This window comes from Leptospira bouyouniensis (genome assembly GCF_004769525.1).
Lineage (GTDB): Bacteria > Spirochaetota > Leptospiria > Leptospirales > Leptospiraceae > Leptospira_A > Leptospira_A bouyouniensis.
In genome coordinates this window covers 223,682-242,057 of record NZ_RQFT01000007.1, presented here as the reverse complement: position 1 = coordinate 242,057, position 18,376 = coordinate 223,682, and the positions used below count along the sequence as shown (strand labels likewise).

16 protein-coding genes are annotated in these 18,376 nt (G+C 38.2%); 7 read left to right on the top strand and 9 right to left on the bottom strand.

The window, feature by feature from the left end:
* Positions 1 to 23: 23 nt before the first annotated feature.
* On the bottom strand, positions 24 to 1,577 hold the full coding sequence (gltX, locus tag EHQ43_RS07210; protein ID WP_135770508.1) for a glutamate--tRNA ligase: 1,554 nt from the start codon (positions 1,575 to 1,577) through the stop codon (positions 24 to 26).
* Positions 1,574 to 2,446: a hypothetical protein gene (locus tag EHQ43_RS07205; protein WP_135770506.1), complete on the bottom strand. Its 873-nt coding sequence runs from the start codon at positions 2,444 to 2,446 to the stop codon at positions 1,574 to 1,576. The genes gltX and EHQ43_RS07205 overlap by 4 nt, the downstream gene beginning before the upstream one ends.
* Positions 2,447 to 2,526: 80 nt before the next feature.
* On the opposite strand from EHQ43_RS07205, the gene EHQ43_RS07200 reads away from it, so the two are divergent.
* From EHQ43_RS07200 to EHQ43_RS07190, 3 genes are all read left to right on the top strand, one after another.
* Positions 2,527 to 3,897 carry a DNA gyrase subunit A gene (locus EHQ43_RS07200; RefSeq protein WP_135754534.1) on the top strand — a complete coding sequence of 457 codons (1,371 nt, stop codon included), beginning with the start codon at positions 2,527 to 2,529 and terminating at the stop codon, positions 3,895 to 3,897.
* A 6-nt stretch (positions 3,898 to 3,903) separates the two neighbouring features.
* Positions 3,904 to 6,030 (top strand): toprim domain-containing protein, encoded by a 2,127-nt coding sequence (locus tag EHQ43_RS07195; protein ID WP_135754535.1) that lies wholly within the window; start codon positions 3,904 to 3,906, stop codon positions 6,028 to 6,030.
* A 167-nt stretch (positions 6,031 to 6,197) separates the two neighbouring features.
* Positions 6,198 to 8,096: a serine hydrolase domain-containing protein gene (locus EHQ43_RS07190; protein ID WP_135770504.1), complete on the top strand. Its 1,899-nt coding sequence runs from the start codon at positions 6,198 to 6,200 to the stop codon at positions 8,094 to 8,096.
* A 96-nt stretch (positions 8,097 to 8,192) separates the two neighbouring features.
* On the opposite strand, the gene EHQ43_RS07185 is transcribed toward EHQ43_RS07190, so the two are convergent.
* From EHQ43_RS07185 to EHQ43_RS07175, 3 genes are read right to left on the bottom strand one after another with little or no spacing between them, the layout of a single operon-like run.
* Complete coding sequence (locus tag EHQ43_RS07185) at positions 8,193 to 8,651, bottom strand: LEPBI_I0682 family protein (RefSeq protein ID WP_135770502.1); 459 nt, start codon at positions 8,649 to 8,651, stop codon at positions 8,193 to 8,195.
* Between the two features lie 12 nt (positions 8,652 to 8,663).
* Positions 8,664 to 9,059, bottom strand: coding sequence for a hypothetical protein (locus EHQ43_RS07180; RefSeq protein ID WP_135770499.1), 396 nt, complete (start codon positions 9,057 to 9,059; stop codon positions 8,664 to 8,666).
* A gap of 59 nt (positions 9,060 to 9,118) precedes the next feature.
* On the bottom strand, positions 9,119 to 9,880 hold the full coding sequence (locus tag EHQ43_RS07175; RefSeq protein ID WP_135770497.1) for a hypothetical protein: 762 nt from the start codon (positions 9,878 to 9,880) through the stop codon (positions 9,119 to 9,121).
* A gap of 191 nt (positions 9,881 to 10,071) precedes the next feature.
* Here EHQ43_RS07175 and EHQ43_RS07170 point away from each other — a divergent pair, with 191 nt between their 5' ends.
* Positions 10,072 to 12,012 (top strand): Lnb N-terminal periplasmic domain-containing protein, encoded by a 1,941-nt coding sequence (locus EHQ43_RS07170; RefSeq protein ID WP_135770495.1) that lies wholly within the window; start codon positions 10,072 to 10,074, stop codon positions 12,010 to 12,012.
* A 108-nt stretch (positions 12,013 to 12,120) separates the two neighbouring features.
* Here EHQ43_RS07170 and EHQ43_RS07165 read toward each other — a convergent pair whose 3' ends face one another.
* The 3 genes from EHQ43_RS07165 to EHQ43_RS07155 are packed head-to-tail and all read right to left on the bottom strand — an operon-like array spanning position 12,121 to position 14,661.
* Positions 12,121 to 13,461 carry a DUF445 family protein gene (locus EHQ43_RS07165; protein ID WP_135741100.1) on the bottom strand — a complete coding sequence of 447 codons (1,341 nt, stop codon included), beginning with the start codon at positions 13,459 to 13,461 and terminating at the stop codon, positions 12,121 to 12,123.
* Position 13,462: 1 nt separating this feature from the next.
* Positions 13,463 to 14,236 carry an SDR family NAD(P)-dependent oxidoreductase gene (locus EHQ43_RS07160; RefSeq protein WP_135741101.1) on the bottom strand — a complete coding sequence of 258 codons (774 nt, stop codon included), beginning with the start codon at positions 14,234 to 14,236 and terminating at the stop codon, positions 13,463 to 13,465.
* Positions 14,233 to 14,661 carry a GNAT family N-acetyltransferase gene (locus EHQ43_RS07155; RefSeq protein ID WP_135741102.1) on the bottom strand — a complete coding sequence of 143 codons (429 nt, stop codon included), beginning with the start codon at positions 14,659 to 14,661 and terminating at the stop codon, positions 14,233 to 14,235. Before EHQ43_RS07155 ends, EHQ43_RS07160 begins: the two co-directional genes overlap by 4 nt.
* Before the next feature lie 50 nt (positions 14,662 to 14,711).
* On the opposite strand from EHQ43_RS07155, the gene EHQ43_RS07150 reads away from it, so the two are divergent.
* The gene (locus tag EHQ43_RS07150) at positions 14,712 to 15,629 is read left to right on the top strand and encodes a tetratricopeptide repeat protein (RefSeq protein ID WP_135770493.1); all 918 of its coding nucleotides are present in this window, start codon (positions 14,712 to 14,714) and stop codon (positions 15,627 to 15,629) included.
* 11 nt (positions 15,630 to 15,640) lie between these two features.
* A complete protein-coding gene (gene dprA / locus EHQ43_RS07145) occupies positions 15,641 to 16,567 on the top strand; it encodes a DNA-processing protein DprA (protein WP_135770491.1) in 927 nt (308 codons plus the stop codon).
* On the opposite strand, the gene EHQ43_RS07140 is transcribed toward dprA, so the two are convergent.
* A complete protein-coding gene (locus EHQ43_RS07140) occupies positions 16,557 to 17,591 on the bottom strand; it encodes a calcium/sodium antiporter (protein ID WP_135754543.1) in 1,035 nt (344 codons plus the stop codon). The two genes, dprA and EHQ43_RS07140, sit on opposite strands and share 11 nt — an antisense overlap.
* Here EHQ43_RS07140 and EHQ43_RS07135 point away from each other — a divergent pair.
* Positions 17,590 to 18,231, top strand: a complete 642-nt coding sequence (locus EHQ43_RS07135) for a hypothetical protein (RefSeq protein ID WP_135770490.1) — start codon at positions 17,590 to 17,592, stop codon at positions 18,229 to 18,231. The genes EHQ43_RS07140 and EHQ43_RS07135 overlap by 2 nt on opposite strands.
* Positions 18,232 to 18,376: the final 145 nt, after the last annotated feature.

The window sequence follows — 18,376 nt, the reverse complement described above, 5'->3', positions numbered from 1 at the left end:
AACCGAACGAACCAGTAAAAAATTTACCTAAGTGAAATGCCTAAAAGACCTGCCAGCTGTTCCATTCGCTTCACCATCTTCTCTTGTCCGAGGAGACTAAAAAGGATTGGGAGTTCCAAACCATGGGATTTCCCCGTGGTAATGGATCGAATTGGCATAAACAGTGTCCTTCCTTTCTCTCCCGTGATTTCTCCTACTTTTGCCATTGTTTCTTTGTAGGCATCAGGAGTGGTGAGAGAACTAGCCTTTACAATTTTGTAAAACTCTGTGACCACTTCCTTCCCTTTGCCTTCGAGTACCAATTGTTTTGCTTCCTCGTTCTCAAAAGTAACGTTTTCCAAGAAGAATTCTTCAATATAAGGCGGGGCTTGGATGAGCCGGTCGAGATACACACGAACAGAATCTAAGATGGAGAGGAGTTGGGCGTTTTCTCCTGATTTATAGGCATCTGGGATTTGGCAGTCTACTAGAAATGGTTCCAATGCTTTGCCAAGCGTTTCGATCTTTGTGTCACGGATGTATTTGTTCGACATCCAATTGAGTTTCGATTTCGGATTTAAATATTCTGCAAGACCAAGAATTGTTAGTTTATTAAAATCAACGGATTCCTTTTCTTCTTCTTTTAATTTTTTAAAGACATCAAATGTAGCAGGGGACTTAGAGCATCGTTCTACATCAAACACAGAACACAACTCTTCATCACTCATATATTCTTTTCCATCGGGGGAAGTCCATCCAAGGAGTGCCATATAGTTTCGCATGGTTTCGCTGGAGTAACCTAAATCACGGAACGCAAGTACTGAGGTAGCACCAGCACGTTTCGAAAGTTTTTTTCCATCCGTTCCGACAATTTCACTCGCATGGGCAAACCTTGGGAGTGGGAATCCAAATGCTTCAAAGATTAAAATTTGTCTAGGAGTGTTAGAGAGATGGCCAACACCACGGATAACATGGGTGATGTTCATCAGAGCATCGTCAATCACCACAGCATAGTTATACGAAGGGAATCCATCTGATTTAACAATGATAAAATCACCAATGAGTTTGGATTCAAATTTTACTTTGCCTTGGATCATATCATCTACGATAACAATTTTGTGAGGAGTTTTAAACCTTACGGTAAAAGGAGTTTTTTTCTCTAATTGGGAATTTATTTCCTCATCGGATAAATCTGAACATTTTCCATCATAGATATAAGGAATTCCCATGGCATCGGCTTGTTTCTTTTTGCCATCCAATTCCTCTGCAGTACAAAAACATCTGTATGCCTTTTTTTCTTTTAGTAGTTTGTCTGTGTATTCTTTATAAATATGAATTCTTTCTGATTGTGTATAGGGTCCGTTAGGTCCACCAACACCTGGTCCCTCATCCCATTCCATTCCGAGCCACTTAAGAGATTCTAAAATGATTTTGAATGATGCTTCTGTGGATCTGTCTTGGTCTGTGTCTTCAATCCGTAGTAAAAATTTACCTTTTTTTGCCTTCGCATATAAATAATTAAATAAGGCAGTTCTTGCTCCACCAACGTGAAGGAAACCAGATGGGGATGGGGCAAAACGGGTACGAACTTCTGTCATTTTATTTCCTCTTTGAGTAAAAAATCTCCCATTCTTTTGTAACCGAATGGTTCTTTGGTTTTGGTTGTAAGGCCATTGGTGTAGGGAGGAACAAAGTATAATTGTAGATTGTTTTCTTTAAAGATCGGTTTGAAATAGAGTTTGTCTGGTTCTGTTTCGTTCCATTCATAACTCAATTGGTGATAATCGTAATGTGTTGATGTATGTTCTGTAATGACTGTTTGGTTGTTTAGTTTTGTAAATGTACTGGAGGAAGTAAAAAATTGATTTGATCCAAGATTATGTGACCAACGATTGTCTCCACCAAATTCAGAACGATTCCCTTCTTCCAAAAGGACACCTGTGTCACCACTCAATTCAAAAATTTCAAATTCATCAATCGATGATTTGTTTTCTTTGTAAGCAATTTGATTTTCAAGAAGAGATTCGAGTGTATTTCCCTTTGTTTCTTTAAAGAAAGATTCTTTGTATACGAAGACTATTTTTTTATCAGACTTATCTTTTTGGAATTTTCCAACTTTTCGATTCCATATCAGTTTGTATGAATCGATTAATTCATTCCCAAACTCAGAATTGATTTTTGAGATAAAACTTGAGTCATAAGCTAAGAAACTAAACTCGATTTTTTCGGCAAACCCTGTGGATTTTCCTGGTTCCCATTGGATACAACGGTAGTGTGAAGAGCCATCTCTAAAGAAAGTTGCATTCAGTTTTCTAGGTGATTTGAGAAAGAGAACTGATGCAGGGATTTCAGATTTTGGGTCTCTTGAAAGTAGTGAATTTAGGTTTTGGCAACTCCATCCAGAAAAAAAAATCAAGAACCAGATTAGCCAATGAAAACGGGAGTGTTCTTGCGTTTGTGGGGACATAGATAGGTGCGTATCGCCAGTCTAAAAAGGGAAAACCGCTTGACAAGTCAATTCATCGCACCCCTGTGTCATTTGGAACCATGAAGAACGAAGAACAGTATCCGAAACGCCCCTTTGAAGACCAAGTAAACGACGACCAAAGGAAATACTCCCGCTATGTATGCGATTCGCGAGCGATTCCACAAGAAATTGATGGCCTAAAGCCTGTTCAACGACGAATTCTTTGGGCTATGTGGAACTCTGATGCGAGAAACCGTCATACAAAAACGGTAAAAGTCGCGGGACTTGCGATGGGATACCATCCACACGGAGATAGATCCATCCAAGATGCCCTTTCGCAAATGGCACAAGACTTTGCATTTGCTAATAATTATCCTTTAGTGCATGGAGAAGGAACATTTGGGGATGTACTGGATCCTAATGCGATTGCTTCGCCACGTTATACAGAAGTCAAACTTTCCGACTTCGCAAAAGACTTAGGATTTTTTGAAAGTTTACCTGACATTGATTATGTTAAAAACTACGATGAAACAGAAGACGAACCCATTCATTTTGTTGGAAAAGTTCCAGTAGTCCTTCTCAATAATATCCAAGGGATCGCAACAGGATTTCGTTGTTTTATCCCTGCACATAAATTAAGTGATGTCATCGAATCACAAGTAACGTATTTAAAAACTGGGAAACCAAAAAAAATCACCCCATGGTACAAAGGGTACGGTGGTGAAGTGAAATTGTCTAAAAATGACAATGGAAACACTGTGATGTCCACAACATTCGGGTTCAAAAAAGAAGACGGAAAATTGTATTTAGTAGATTCTCCGATGAACTGGAACCGCGAAAAAGTAGTAAACTACTTAGATGATTTGATTGAACGAAAAGACAACTGGTTAAAAGACTACATTGACCATTCAAGCCAAACGTTTAAAATTGAACTCGTTGCCAAAAAAGGGGAAGAACCTTCTGAGAAAGAAATCAAAGAACTTTTTTCCAAAGAAAATAACGAAGTACTTACCATCAATGTGATCACTCATGAAGGGAAACTTCGTAACTTTGTTCCAGAAGAGATCATCAAACGATTTTGTGACTTCCGCAAAACCCACCTCATCCGTCGTTTCAAACGACTTGCGGGTTTAGAAAAAGAAAAAATTGATCGTAACTCAGAACTCATTCGTTTCATCAAAGAAAAATGGAATGAAAAAGTAACGGGCATTAAATCCAAAAAGGATTTTGAGGACAAACTAAAAGCAGCGAAGTTCGTTTACTTTGAGTGGTTGTCTTCCATTCCCGTTTACCGTATGACTTTGGAAGAAGTTCGTAAATGTGAAGATGCCATTGTAGAAGCAAAAACCAAATACACAGAGTATACAGCTCTCCAAAAAGATGATAAAAAACTCACAGGTTTTATGACTGATGAGTTAGATGAACTGAAGAAAAAATGGGATCCGAAATAAAGTATTATGGCTCAAAAAACTGAAAAAACCTCAGGAAATTCGCGAAATTTTAAGAAATTATCAAACGTAGAACACGTTCGGATGCGGACGGGGATGTGGCTTGGGCAAAACTCCCTTTCCACATTTGAACAACATTTTTTTACAAAAGATAACGCTGGTAAGTATGATATTGTCCACGAAGAACTTTCTGACATCCCCGCCAAACTAAAATGTTTGGACGAAGCATGTATGAACTGTGTGGATGAATATAGAAAGAACTTAAACGATAAATCCATTCCCGAAAAAGATAAGATGAACAAACTCATCATCCAATTGTCTACAGATCGTAAACGAGTGACGATCCAAGATAATGGACGCGGGATTCCTGCAGAAAATGCAGAAGGTGTTTACCTTCATTTGATGTATGGAGAAAACTTTGATGATAAAGTGAAAGAAGACCATGTCGCAGGGCAAAATGGTGTGGGGATTTCACTGGTTCGGATGGTGTCATCTTTTTTTCGAGTCAAAACCATTAACAGTGGTAAGGCTTACAAAAAGATGTTTAGTATCCACGATGATGTAAAAAAAGTCATTCGTAGTTTCAAACTTTCAAAAGAAGATACGGAGCGAGTTCATTTATATTATGATGAACATGGAACTTTCGTTGATTGCCCATTACTCTCAGCTGACCAAATCAAACAATTAAAAGCACCTTGTGACAAAACAGGGATGACTGCTGTTACAGAAACTGCTAAAAAAGAAGACCACGGAACAACTGTCGAGTTTGAACTCAATCCAACTTATTTTAATAACTTGGATACTTCCTTTAACATCAATTTGGTGAAGCAATACCTGCAAGACATTGCAATGTCGAATCCAGGACTTGAAGTTGTGTTTATCCACAAAACCGGAAAAGAAAAATACAAATTTAAAAAAGGTTTTGATGAAATTTTTAGTAACTCCGATATGGTTTACTACAAATTAGATTATTCAGATAAAACATCTGCATCACAAATCCATATGGATACCTATGTTGTTGTGGGACAAAATAAAACTCTCACATGGGTGAACTCGATCTTTTGCCCACAAGGTGGATCGGCAATTGAGTATTTGGAAAACAGGCTTTGTGATGAGATCCGTAAAAAATCTCAAATTGTGAGCTTAGAGAAAAAACTGAACACTCAATGTACACGGAATGATGTGAGAAGTTGTTTTCACATGTATGTAAACCTTCGCATCCTCAACCCACGTTTTAAATCCCAAGATAAATCCTATCTTATCAATGATTTGAATGAGGACATTCGAAAGTCTGTGGACAAACATTTGGACAAACTTTTGAAAAAAACAGGCCTCATCGAAGAAATTAAGATGGTGATGGAACGTAGAACCCAGATGAAACAGCTTGAGGATGCTCAGAAAGGCCTCCGTAAGGCGTCTCGGAACAACATCCCTAAGCTGATGCCTCCAACTGGCAAACCGAACGATCCAGGCCGAATTTTATTCGTGGCAGAAGGGGACTCGGCAATTGCAGGACTCCGCCCCGCAAGGAACCCGAAATTACATGGGCTTTTCCCTCTTCGTGGGAAACCACTCAACTGTAAGGGAATGTCACTTGCAAAGGCATTACAAAACGAAGAGATGAAAAACATTGTAGCCATTGTAGGCCTTCCTCTTGACCAAAAGGTAAAGTCGATCGACGAACTCAACTATGACAAAATCAGTATCATCACAGATGCGGATTTTGATGGGTATGCAATTCGGTCCTTAATGTTGTCTTTCTTTTATGAGTATTGGCCTGAACTTTTTGATTTAGGGTTTATCAATATCTCTGCTGCACCTTTATATGAAGTGGATGTGAAATGGAAAGATGCAAAAAAGGAAACTGTTTTCTGTATTGATGATGCCGACTATGATAAGTTAGTTGCAAAAGTCAATAAACAAGGTGCTGAAATCACTCGTAAAAAACGGAACAAAGGTCTTGGGGAAACAGGAAAAGAAGCCATGAAGTATGCGGTTGATCATTGTATGACAACCATTACGATTGGTAACAAAAAAACGGCAAAAACCACACAAGACTTATGGTTTCATAAAGATTTCGCAGAAAAACGTAGAGAAGCAATCTCCGAATACTCAATGAGTGTGATCCAAGACTAAAGAATGATTTCAATTTTTTAGGAAAATGACATCAAACAGAGTCCAGTCGAAAGAACTTGTTCGGTGTTCTTTCCCTTTGGCATAGCGATCACTCCCCAATCCGTAGGTTTGGGGAGTTTTGTATTTTATAGACTTGTTGCGAAAGCCCAAAATTTTTTCCTTATGGTATGAAATCGAAGAAAGATAAAAAGATTCATTCGCATAAGTATCAGGAAAACAAATCGTTTCCAAAAAATTTCTCACCTCAAATTGAACCTTCGATGGGAAGAGGTAAATCTAAACAGGCAAACATCGATCCTATATTTCCATTCCGTCTTATCTTTGTTTTTTTCTTCACATTGTTTGTTCAGTGCCAATCAAGCGGAGATTCCACACTTCCACTCGCAACACAAAAGAAAAACCAAACCCAAAAGGAAATACTTTCAAAGTGGGAATCTCTAGCCCCTTCTTCAATCAAATCGCTTTCTTATCTTTACATGACAGGTGATGGTGAAGTCCATTCGGGACTATTGGGAGATGTTTCCAAAGATAAAGTGGACCGATTCAAAATTGGAAGTATCACAAAACTATTCACTGGGATATCGATTTTACAATTACAAGATTCTGGTAAATTGAAATTAGATGATCCAGTTTCAATGTATCTTCCAGAAATTAAATTGGTTAAACCAAAACAGAAAGGTTATCGTGAGATCACAATCCGAGACCTTTTGACCCACCAATCAGGCCTTCCTTCTGATCTAACAAAAGGTTTTTTCCTTTCTCCAGAGGCAAACGATGAAACCATCTTAACTTCCTTTCGTTCATTGCCAAAAGCTCTGGAAGGGATGGAACGAAATGAACCAGGGAAAATTCATTCCTATTCTAATTTGAGTTTTGGATTACTTGGTAATATCATTGAACGTGTGTCAGGTGAATCTATCGAAGTTTTCTTTCAAAAACATATTTTTGAAAGGGCAGGGATGAAACATACCACCTTACTCGAATTTTTACCCAATTCGGAACTCATTGTTGGGTATTCCGGAATCTTTTGGAAAACCAGGACCATCCGGCCTGTGATTCGAGATCTCACTGCTGGTTCCATTTCCACGACTGCTGATGATATGGGTCGTTTTATGAAGGTTTTTTTTCGGAGCAAAGAAAACAAAGGCCTGTTAACCCCTGAGAGTTTTGAAGAATTTCATCGGACACAATCTGGACCATTAACTAATTTTGAAATGAAACTTGGGTTACCCGTTCTCAAAACAGATTACGAAGCAGATGGAAAAACGATTTGGTTTTACGGGCATTCCGGATCATTACCTCCTTTTTTTGCAGACCTAATGTATGATCCCCAAACAGAAATAGTATCCTTTGTCGCTGGGAACACACTTGGTTTGCAAACAAGAAGTTTGAAAGAAATCAATACTAAGATCATGGAAATGTTATGGGAAGAAAAAATGGGCATTCGTCCAGAACCGAGCCCTATCCCAAGTCCACAAAACAAAAATTTGGTGAAAGGGGAGAACGGTTTTTATGTTTCCCCCTTTGGAATCCATGAATACAAAGAAGGAAACCCACCGACACTCAGTCTCATGGGATTTGATTTGGATCTAGTCGAAAAAGAGAAACGATTTGGTATTGAAATCCGTATGTTATTTGGTCTCATCAAAATTAATGATCCTAAATTGAATGAAGTTCGAATTGAATTTGAATCCTGGGAAGGAAATCCCATCTTTACAATGTATTCTAAAGGTTTACCAAAAGGAACCGCAGGGATTGGAGTCAAATTTACACCAGACAATCGTTTCCCAGATGAAAAATATTTTGGAACCTTTCTCACAAAGGAAACCTATGCCATTGTTCCCAAACTCAAATTGGAAAAAGACAAAAGAGGATTCCCTCTACTTACGATATACTATATGTTAGGTGGTATGGAAAACACATTCCAAGTCCCTTGCCAATGGGAATCGAACAATGCCCTTCGTATTTTAGGGTATGGTAGGAATTTGGGAGAGCGTTTACTGTTTGGTGAAAAAGATGGAAAACCAGTTTTACTTTATTCTGGTGGAGAGTATGAGAAAGATTAAAGATAAAAAAAGCGGAGAGTTTGATCTCCGCTTTTTCATTGATCCAAAATCTAAGTGATAACCTTAAGTTTTATTTCAACTAACGAATACAATTCGTTATTTTTTTGCTGTAACAGAAGGTCCAGTAAGGTTTGCTGATTTTCCTGAAACCGTCACACAAACATCTGGAAAGAAAAATCCGTCAGTTTGAGTCGTTGATTTCATTTCAAACAAAACATCCCCATCAGTTTTCTTCAAAGCACGGTGAATTGCTGCAGCCTTGACTGAATAATCAACAGAATTTTCCTTATAGATGTAGTAAATACCTGCTGTATAAACAGTCACAATCCACTCAAGTGTATTTAGTTGAGGACGACTATTGGAACTGAGTCCTTCGTTACTAAACCAACCTAACTCATAGTTACACGCTTTTGCAGATGTTTCTTGTCCAACATCATAAGCAGCAGCAGCTAATGGCAAATTTGCCACCCCAGCCATATAACCAGTGGAACTAGAAGTTTTACAGTTCATCATGATGAATGTAACTGAAAGTAGAACAACAATGATTTTTTTCATGTGCGCTCTCCCTTATTTCACAGGGCCAGTTTTTAAAGTGACTGCTTTTGCCTTAACGGTTACACAAGTGCTAGAACCAATGAAATAGTTAGTTGATTCGTACTCAAATCTTGGGTTTACAAGGTAGTTTGCACCTTCTACTTTCGAGATTGCATCAAAGATCGCTTGAGCTTCAATGTAATCTGTTGTAAATGCATTGGAAACAAAACCATTTTTGTTTGTGACGCCAGTAGGGAAAATTAAGAATCTTCCACCACAGGATTTACCAGTAGTGTCACCACTGATTGTGTAGTCTGCAGGAGCGAGAGCTACTGTTTCTGTAGTCAAGCCAGGGATAGTTTTTACTGTTGATGAGCAGTTAGCAACGAACGCTACTGCGGCGATTAAAAAAAGTAAACTTTTTTTCAAGTTATGTTCCTCCGAGAGACTAAGATTAGATATACGATTGAAGATCAGTCAAACAAAATCTAGATTTGAGCTTCAATTTCTTTCCAAATTTTTTGGAAATTTCTTGTGCGGTCTAGGTAATTGTAGCGGTTATTCTGAGGTTCTTTTTGTTTTGATTCTAAACCTTCCACGTGTAAAACGGTCTTTGTTTCCAATTGGACCCACACTAGCAAAAGTTTTGCTCTGACCCCTGCCATACAACCCCAGTCTTGCCCATTGAACCAACCGGCATTATGCGAGTAAGCATATTGGATGATCGGAACCAGTAAAACCCCTTTTTTCCCTTTAAAATCAGCATTCGAAGAGACTGTCAGTTGTGGGATTTCGTTTGGGATATTGATATTGTCGACTCCTTCGTCAGCAACTTTTGTAAGGTCCCTCTGGAACTGGACTTGGAAAAGTTTGGTAGGTTGGAATATATTAAATTTCTGATAGGACTTGAACTTGTTTGTCACGATGGATTGGACATAGTTTACGGACTCATCCTTAACCCCTGTTTCATTGAGGAACTCGATTTGTTTGGTGACTACTTGTTCTCCCCAAATGGTCTTTTCTCGGGAGATGCCACCTGAAAAATTCAAGTCACCCACAAACAGGTTTTTGTTGAAGATTTCCTTTTTGTTTGTGGTCGGGATGAGGTCTTTTAGTAGGAATATTTCTTCGGAAATATAGAGTTCTTTATCGCCGAGTGCCGGTAATCGAGACAGGGCAGTACTCCCTGAACTACATGTCCCAAAAAACGAGAGAAAAATAATGAGAAAAACGGGTCTTAGAGTTTGCATTTCTGCTATTTCTAAGCCAATAGACGGAATCAAAAAGCATTTTTTCATTTTGAACGGGAGGGGAATTCTGGCTTGTGCCTTGGTTAAAAATAAGATTCGTAGGAATCGGTTTTCTCGGATTATCTTTCATTCTTCCCTATTTTCCCATAATCGCAAACCCACACTCTGCGGTAGAATGGGAAAAGGAGTCTATGAAAGTTTGGGGCGAGCTGCAACCGAGTCATGAATCAGACCAAATTTTATTACAGTCATACCTTAAAGAAGCAAATATTAGGCAGTTGTCGTTTCATCCAGAATGGCTTAAGTTACTCCATTACAAACACAAAAAAAACAATACATACCAAAGCCAGGTGAAAGGTTCTTTGTTTTTTTTCTCTAAGGAAGGAGCAAACAATCCTACAAAGGAACTGGAAGCAACCTTACGTAGTTTTTTTCTAAAAGACACAATCCCTGAAGGCCAAATGCATCCAATTTGTTCCTTCCCTGCAAGATATAATTTCATGAAACGTATGTTTGGTGTTAATTTCTTGGAGAATAATGTGATTCGGTGTGAACGTTTTGAACAGTGGAAAAAGTCTTTAGATGTAGATTCTGTATCCATTGTTTTTGCTTCCTATTATTTAATGGCACCTGCTTCTGTGTTTGGTCATACAATGGTGAAATTCAATCAAAAATCCAATTCAGAAAATGATTCTGAAATTTTAGATTATACTGTGAATGTCGCTGCTGATGTGCCTGAAACAGATCCCTTTCGGTACGCTTACCATGGACTTTTGGGAGGATACAAAGCTAGGTTTACCTTATTTCCCTATTATCTCAAAGTGAATGAATACAATGATCTAGAAAGTCGGGACTTGTGGGAATACCGTTTGGCACTTTCAGAAATTGAAATTGAACTTTTGGTATCTCATTTATGGGAATTGTCACGTGCTGAATTTGATTATTATTTTTTAAACGCAAATTGCGGAACATTCCTTGTGGAATGGATGGATGTTGTAAAACCAGAATTGGGATTAAAATCAAAGTTAGGTGGTGTAGTAAGTCCTGTTGATACCATCAAAATTTATTCAAATTCAGGTGGTCTCGTTGAAAGTAGAAAGTATAGACCGTCCTTATATTCAGAAATAAAACTTTTAATACAAGAAATGGAACCAGAAGAAAAAAAGATTTTTTGGAAAATCATAAACGATAGTCCAAACCAATTGCTCAATTTTACCTTTTTGGAGAAGGGCGGAAATAACTTAAGAAGCCATCTTATTTTGGATGCATATACTTTCACATACCGTTACCAACGTTCAAAATCACCTAACATAACTGAAATTCATACAAATAATTATAAAAAAGCCTTGGAAATTAGGTCACAATTTCCAAATCTCATTGAACCAATTCTCATCAAGGATAATCAAACACCACCAGAGTTATCCCATCCAAAGTCAAGGGTTTCACTCGGTGGAGGCAGTTCTAATTTTGGTAATTTTTTGGAATGGAAGTATCGGTTTGCATACCATGATTTATTAAATCAATCAAAAGGTTCTCCACCTAATAGTGAATTGGTGTTTTTTGATGGAGTCATCAGAAACTACGAAGGGAAACGATTAGAATTCACCTCGTTTACTTTTGTTCGTTTGGTTTCCCTATCTCCTTATAATGCAATTTCCAAACATTGGTCCTATTTATTGGATTTTGGAATCCAAACAACCCTCATCAAAAACCGACAAAATGTTTGGTTAGGTGAAGGGAGTGTGACAAATGAAAATCGTTGGCAAAGAAAACAAGTTCCCAATGTGGATGTCGCAGTTGGTTGGACTTTTTCTGATGAATTTTCGAAAACCAAAGACAGGTGGGGGACTATTTCATTTTTACTCGGTTTCAAGTCCCAATTCCATCCGCAATGGGATTTTGGTGGGCGGTTTGGTCCAAATGTCCAAAGTATTTACCAAAAGGAATTGGGGAACTGGAAGTTGTTAGGTGGAATCCAGTTCCAACACTATTGGAACCAAAAACCAGAAAATCATCTTCTTTCAACATTCGGTTTGCGTTACTTGTGGAATGATGTAACTGAAATTAGATTGGAAATGAAACAAGAACCTGTGTACCAAGAGGTAAGTGGTTCCTTCCATTATTTATTTTAATCCTATTCATATTTGTAATCGAGATTTTGTATAGAATACCCACCTAAATGCTGTGATTTGAATTTCTAAAAAGATATAAGCTTGGATTAAAAAACCCAAAAGAAACCTTTATAAGGTTTCTTTTGGATCTTGAATTCGTTTTTGGTTTCGGTAATGAGCGATATAAGTTATGAGTACAAGTGTTCCAACTGGTACTGCAAAATAAATATGAACTTGGATAAGTCCCGCTATCATTCCAAGGATTCCACCTAAAAATTGTATAACAACCAAATTCCCACCAGTGTTATCGAGAATCATTTTTTCTAAATCATCGGTGTCGAGAGCCATTACACGTTCTTCTACAAGTGCTGTCACATTGATGTTATGTACAAACTTTTCGATATTGGTTTTGAGATAGGTTTTTCCTTCCTCACTATTCATAAATTCAAGAAGGCGTTTTTTTACCCAATCTACAGCACGGAAGAAGTTTTTTTCAATTTCTTCCCAGTTGTTTGGATCATCCAAGTAGGCTTGTAGGCGTTCTATTCCTGATGGTAATAAATTTTGTCTCGCATAATCACCACTTGCTTCCAACCAATTGGAAATTTTACCCGTAATGAACTCTTGGGTTTCTTTGGAGTTGAGTCTTTCTTGTAAACCAGCCATCATATCATCCATCATTTTCATAAATTGATCGGATGTTTCTGGGTCTTTGACAAATCGTTCTAAAAGTTCACGGATAGCATCTTCGTTGAATGAAAATATTTTTTTCACACCAATCCCAATCTTACCAAGCGTACTCCTTGTTTTTAAATACTCTTCAAGTCCTTCGTTTAGAAGGTTTGCAAGTTTTGGCATTTCTTCAAGTAAAATGACTCGGAGTTGTTGTCCGAGTTCCTCTCGGTTGGTTTCTTCTGTTAAGTAGTATGTTAGGCGGTTCCTGGTATATTCCCAAAGTTTTTGGACTTCTTCAGGTCGTTCCGCCATTTTTTTCATTGTCTCTTCTGAAAAATCAAAGATGACTTCTAAAATTTCTGGTCCTCGTTCCTTTAACATGGAGATAATTTTTGTTACAAGAATGGTTCTGATTTCGTCATTATGAATGGCTTCGTCTATTTCTTTCACAATTTTTTGAATGCCTGTCTCCACCAAGTTCCTTTCATAAATATAAGCAAGGATGATGTCAGGATGGAGTAAGTTACTTTGGATACTTTCGCCGAGTGATTTTGCAATTTTAGACTTATTTTTAGGCACAAGTCCTGACCAACCAAGCACCTTACCATGTTTAGGTTGGAATAACATTTTAATCGCAAGAAAGTTTGTGTAATAACCGACCATTCCTGCCATTAACACAACAAAAATTGCGTTGATCCAAATATTACCTTCATAGTAGATTTGGAACCCACCGCAAATGACAGAAAATAAAACAAGGAGTCTTCGATACCAAGTATCTAGTTTAGCGACATCCATCTTATTCCTCTTCTAGCTTCAAGTATCTACCACTGAGTTTGCGTAAAAATCCTCTTGGAATCAATTCTGAAACTGTGATGGCACCTTGGTTGAAACTACCTGTGATACAAACTGCTTGGTTGTATTTGAGTGCATTTAACGACTCTTCTACGACTTCGTCTGCGTTTTGCCACATGAAAGATGGGTATTTGGATTTGTTGATCCCTGCACGTTGGTGGAAATCAGAATGAGTAAGCCCTGGACAAAGTGCTTGCACATGGATTCCATAGTTTTTTGCTTCTTCGTGAATCGATTCTGTAAAAGATTTTACGAATGCTTTTGTCGCTGCGTAAATCGCACTCCCTGGTGCTGGCAAATAACCAGCGATAGATGCAACATTGATTAACGAACCTTTTTTATTTTTTTTAAATCGATTAAGTGCAGTATGGCTGAGATGGACTAAAGTTCTTACATTTAGATTGACTTCATCTAATTCTTTCTCAAGGGGAAGGGCGGCAAATTCACCAACAGTTCCAAAACCTGCATTGTTCACTAAAACTTCCGCATCTTTGTCTTTTTCGATGATACTTGCAAGTTCTTCTACATCCTTTTTTTTCGTCAGATCAAGTGCGATGTACTTTAACATCCCTCGTGACTTAGGTTCCAATTCCAAAATGACTTTTTTTAAATCTGCTTCTGTCCGAGAGATTAAAAAAACATTATAATCTTTGCCAAGAGCTCTAACAAATTCCTTACCAATACCTTGCGATGCACCAGTTACATAAGCATTTTTCATTCGATGGGATTCCTTTTCATTAGAACGGCAGTAGATCCGTCCGGATAATATTTTTTACGTCTCTCAAGTTCTACAAAACCAGCAGACAAATAAAGTTTGATTGCTGGTTCATTCGATTCTTTCACTTCCAAAAAAAAATCTTTTTTTGGAAACTCTTTGAAAAGTTTTTCTAACAATTGTTTTGCTAAGCCTAACTTTCTAAAGTTGGGGATTGTGGCGATACGAAAAATTTCGATTTCCCATGGAGTCTCACAAACTAACGCATAACATTGAGTTTCGGAGTCTCCAATTCCAAAAGCCACATGGAATTCCAAATGGGTTTGGATCATCTTCATCGTCCATTCTTCCCCCGGAAAACATAAGGCTTCTAGGGTTTGGATCTCTTTCAAATTCCCTTCACCCAACCTTTGAAAACTAAGAGACATAATCACATTTTTTTCTTTTCATCCAAAAGAAAGAAACTAAAATCGAGCTGATGAGCACAAAAAACGGCAGGTTTTCTTTGGTTTTCATACTTAAAATGGGAACGCTTTTGGGTTTGGTGTCATTTTTGACCAGTTGTGAATACCTTAAGTCCCTGACTGAATCCAGATACCGCAAACGAATTGGAGGGGAACCGGCCTCTGAAAAAGACATCGTCAATTGGAAAGGAAAATTGGCATTAGAAGAAGCCGAAATAGAAGAGATGGAAAAACGGATCCGAAAGTTGGTCCAAAAATCCAACCAATCGGCTGCACTCTCCTGGAAAATTGCAAGAGCTTATATGCGTGCTGGTTCTGCCGAATTGGGAGTTCGGTATTATGAAGAAGCGATTGAGGGATCAATCCCGAATGCCAAACAAGGTGGTTTTGAAATCCATTCTTATGAATCGGCATTACCTTATTTTGAGAAAGCTATCCAAACCGGTAAATTAGATAAACAGCTGTTATATGAAACAGCTGTCGCTTATGCGAATGCATCAAAGGATATGGGTTGGGAACAATCAAGAAGGTCACGTGCCATTTCATTATTCAAACAATTGGTAAAAATTGATAACGAGGATACTCGTTTTCCTTTTCAATTAGCTTTGATTTATTTTGATTCATCTTTAAAAGATGAAAGTTGGAATGGCAAACTGAGTAGTGGGTATGATGAAGTGGAAACTGCCTTTTCTCTCCTCGACCAAATTTTACGAAAAGAACCCTATAATGTACCGACAAGATTTGCGAAGGCAAATTTTTTATACCAAATCGGGAAATCTTCCTTAGCATTTGACGAATACACTAGGATCAAATCTATTCTCGAAGAGATGAAGGAAAAAGGAAATATCCGAGAACCTTTGGAAGAAAATTCATCCTATAAAAATGTGTTAAAAAATCTAAACTTACTTGGGGCCCAAAACAAAACAAAATGACCTAATTCAATGTGGTAGTTTCCATTTTGGGTCATCCCAAGGTTTCTTCTTTTTTACGCAAAACAAAACTTTGGCGAAACTATAATTCATTTGAAGTTTTATATAACGATCTACCAAAATTTTTTACAAAGGAAAATTGGGACTACTGGCGAACGGAATGCAAAGTCTGGGAACAAAACAAAAATTCAAAATGGAAGTTAGTTCATTATTATGAAGACACCTATCCTAAACTTTTAAAAGAAATTTATGATCCTCCGCTTGTTCTTGTTTGTTTGGGTGACTTATCTGTTTTAAGTAGAGAACTCGTTGCCATAGTGGGAACAAGAAAATCTTCCCCTATTTCCCTTTTAGCAACAAAGACACTTGTAAATTCTTTTTCCGAGAAAGAGAATATTGCCATCGTTTCGGGTATGGCTCTCGGAATTGATAGGCAAGCATTTGTGACCGCATTGGATATAGGAATACCGGTTCTAGGTGTTCTTGGTACAACACTAAGTATCGAATACCCTCCTGGAAACAGAGACCTTTACAAGCGAATCAAATCTGACAACAAACAATTGTTAATATCTGAATTCTTGTTACAAACGGAACCTGCCAAATGGACTTTTCCCAAAAGGAATCGAGTGATTTCTGGTTTATGCCAAAAGATATTTATTATGGAATCAGGTAAAAAATCAGGTACAATCTCAACTGCGACCAGTGCCATGGAACAAAACCGAGAGATATTTGTCTTTGATCATCCGCGTCAGTTTGATAATGAAGGGGGTAAGATGTTGTTACGACAAGGTGCAGAACTTTTACAAGGTGAGTGTAAGGAAAAAGAAAAACAATCGTACGATAAAACGATATTGAGTTATGAGGAATGGAGGAATCAAAGAAACTCCTCCTTCCTAATCACAAAGGAAGGAGAGGTTGATGATTTCCAGTTTATCCCTTAAAGATAAATCCAGCAATCGTTGCGATTGTGTATATAATGAGTAAAAACACACCAAACGGGCGTTTGATCTTATCTTTTGAGAATACGATCCCCAAACGGAATAAAATCAAAACAATGAGCATCGATGGGAAATAAAAAGTGAAAAAACTCACAGGAGCTTCGAGACCTGTCCGCGTTACAGCAGCAGCAGCACCCGATACAAAAAGTACATTCAGAATGTCCGCACCAATGATATTTCCTACTGCAAGTTCGGAGTGACCGCGCCTTGATGCTTGGATAGCTGTCACAAGCTCTGGTAAACTTGTTCCAAAAGCAACGAGAGTAGCACCAATGATAGATTCAGGGATCGACAACCGAATCGCTGTTTCTTGGACAGATGGGATCAGTACTTTGGAAGACAATATGACAAGAGTGATCGCAACAACAAGTTTGATAAAAATCACCCAAAATGGAGATTCATCGTATTCAGTTGTGTCATCAAGACCTGCTTCCACTTCTCCTGGTTTGGATCTAGACCATCGAATACTTAAATAAACATAAACAGCAAGTAAGATCAAAAATACAATTCCAGTTCCTTGGTCAATGCGGCCACCTGTTGTAAAAATAGAGTTTAGGTTTGACCAAGGCAGAGCCGCAAACACAAGTAAAAATCCACTTAAAACTTGGATCCATCCTTGGCGATTCACGAGTCGTTTGTCGATGTCAGGTGGGGAGATGAGAATCGCTATCCCTAAGATAAGACCTGTATCGCAAATGATGGAACCCACCGCATTTCCAAGAGCAATGCCGGGATTCCCTTCGAGGGCTGCAAGTACAGAAACGGATACTTCCGGAAGAGTGGTTCCCAAGCTGACAATCGTTGCACCAATGATCATCTTTGGTACTCCCCAGCGCGTAGAGAGCGAAACCGCTTCATCGACTAAAACATCGGCGGCTTTTCCGAGGACAAGTATGGAACCAACAATCACAAGGAGGAGTGCCGGTAAGGGAAGGGTTTGAAAAGTTGCAGTCAGAAATGCATCCATGGATAAAGGTCAGAATATGGACTACTTACTTCGACTGCGACTCTTTCTTTGGATCGGGACACTCGGTTTTTTTTCACCTAGCTTCGGAGAACCACGAATGCCAAGGGAACCATCCCTTCCTTCCGTGCCGAACGAAGAAACCAAAGAACCAAGGAATGCTCGAGGTGAGAAAGAATCGGGAGAGCCAAAGGTTTTGAATTTAACCTTATGTGATGGAAGGACGGTTCGTGGTGAGTCAACTAGCGGTAGTCAGACGATATTTTTTGAACATTCTAAAGATGGAATTATATACAAAAAAAAATTGAGTTCAAATGAACTTGATTCGATCAAAATTGATTCCTGGGAACTCAAATTAAAACGAGAAGAAAAAAAAGGAATTACGTATGAAGTAGTTCCAAAAAAAATCCGGATCCGAACCAAAAACGGGGAAGTGTTTTATAAAGAAACAGGGATCGGTGATTTGAAACTTTTAAACATCGAAATTAAAAACAATAATGGCGAAACCACACTTTTTACTTATTGGGTGGATTTAAAATTCCCAGATGGTAAGTGGTATTCTGGTCTTCCTACTACAAAAGGGGATCATTCATTCCGAGAAGATTGTTTGAAAGATGTAGTGCGAATGATCGAATGGGAATGATCGAATGGGAATGATCGATAGAATCAGATAGGATTGATAGAATGAAACTGATGGATGGAATCAATTGATTGTATCATTCGAAAGAAACTGATGGGTAAAATCAATCGAAAGTATCGTTTCGATAAATAAATGAATTGGCTGGAGG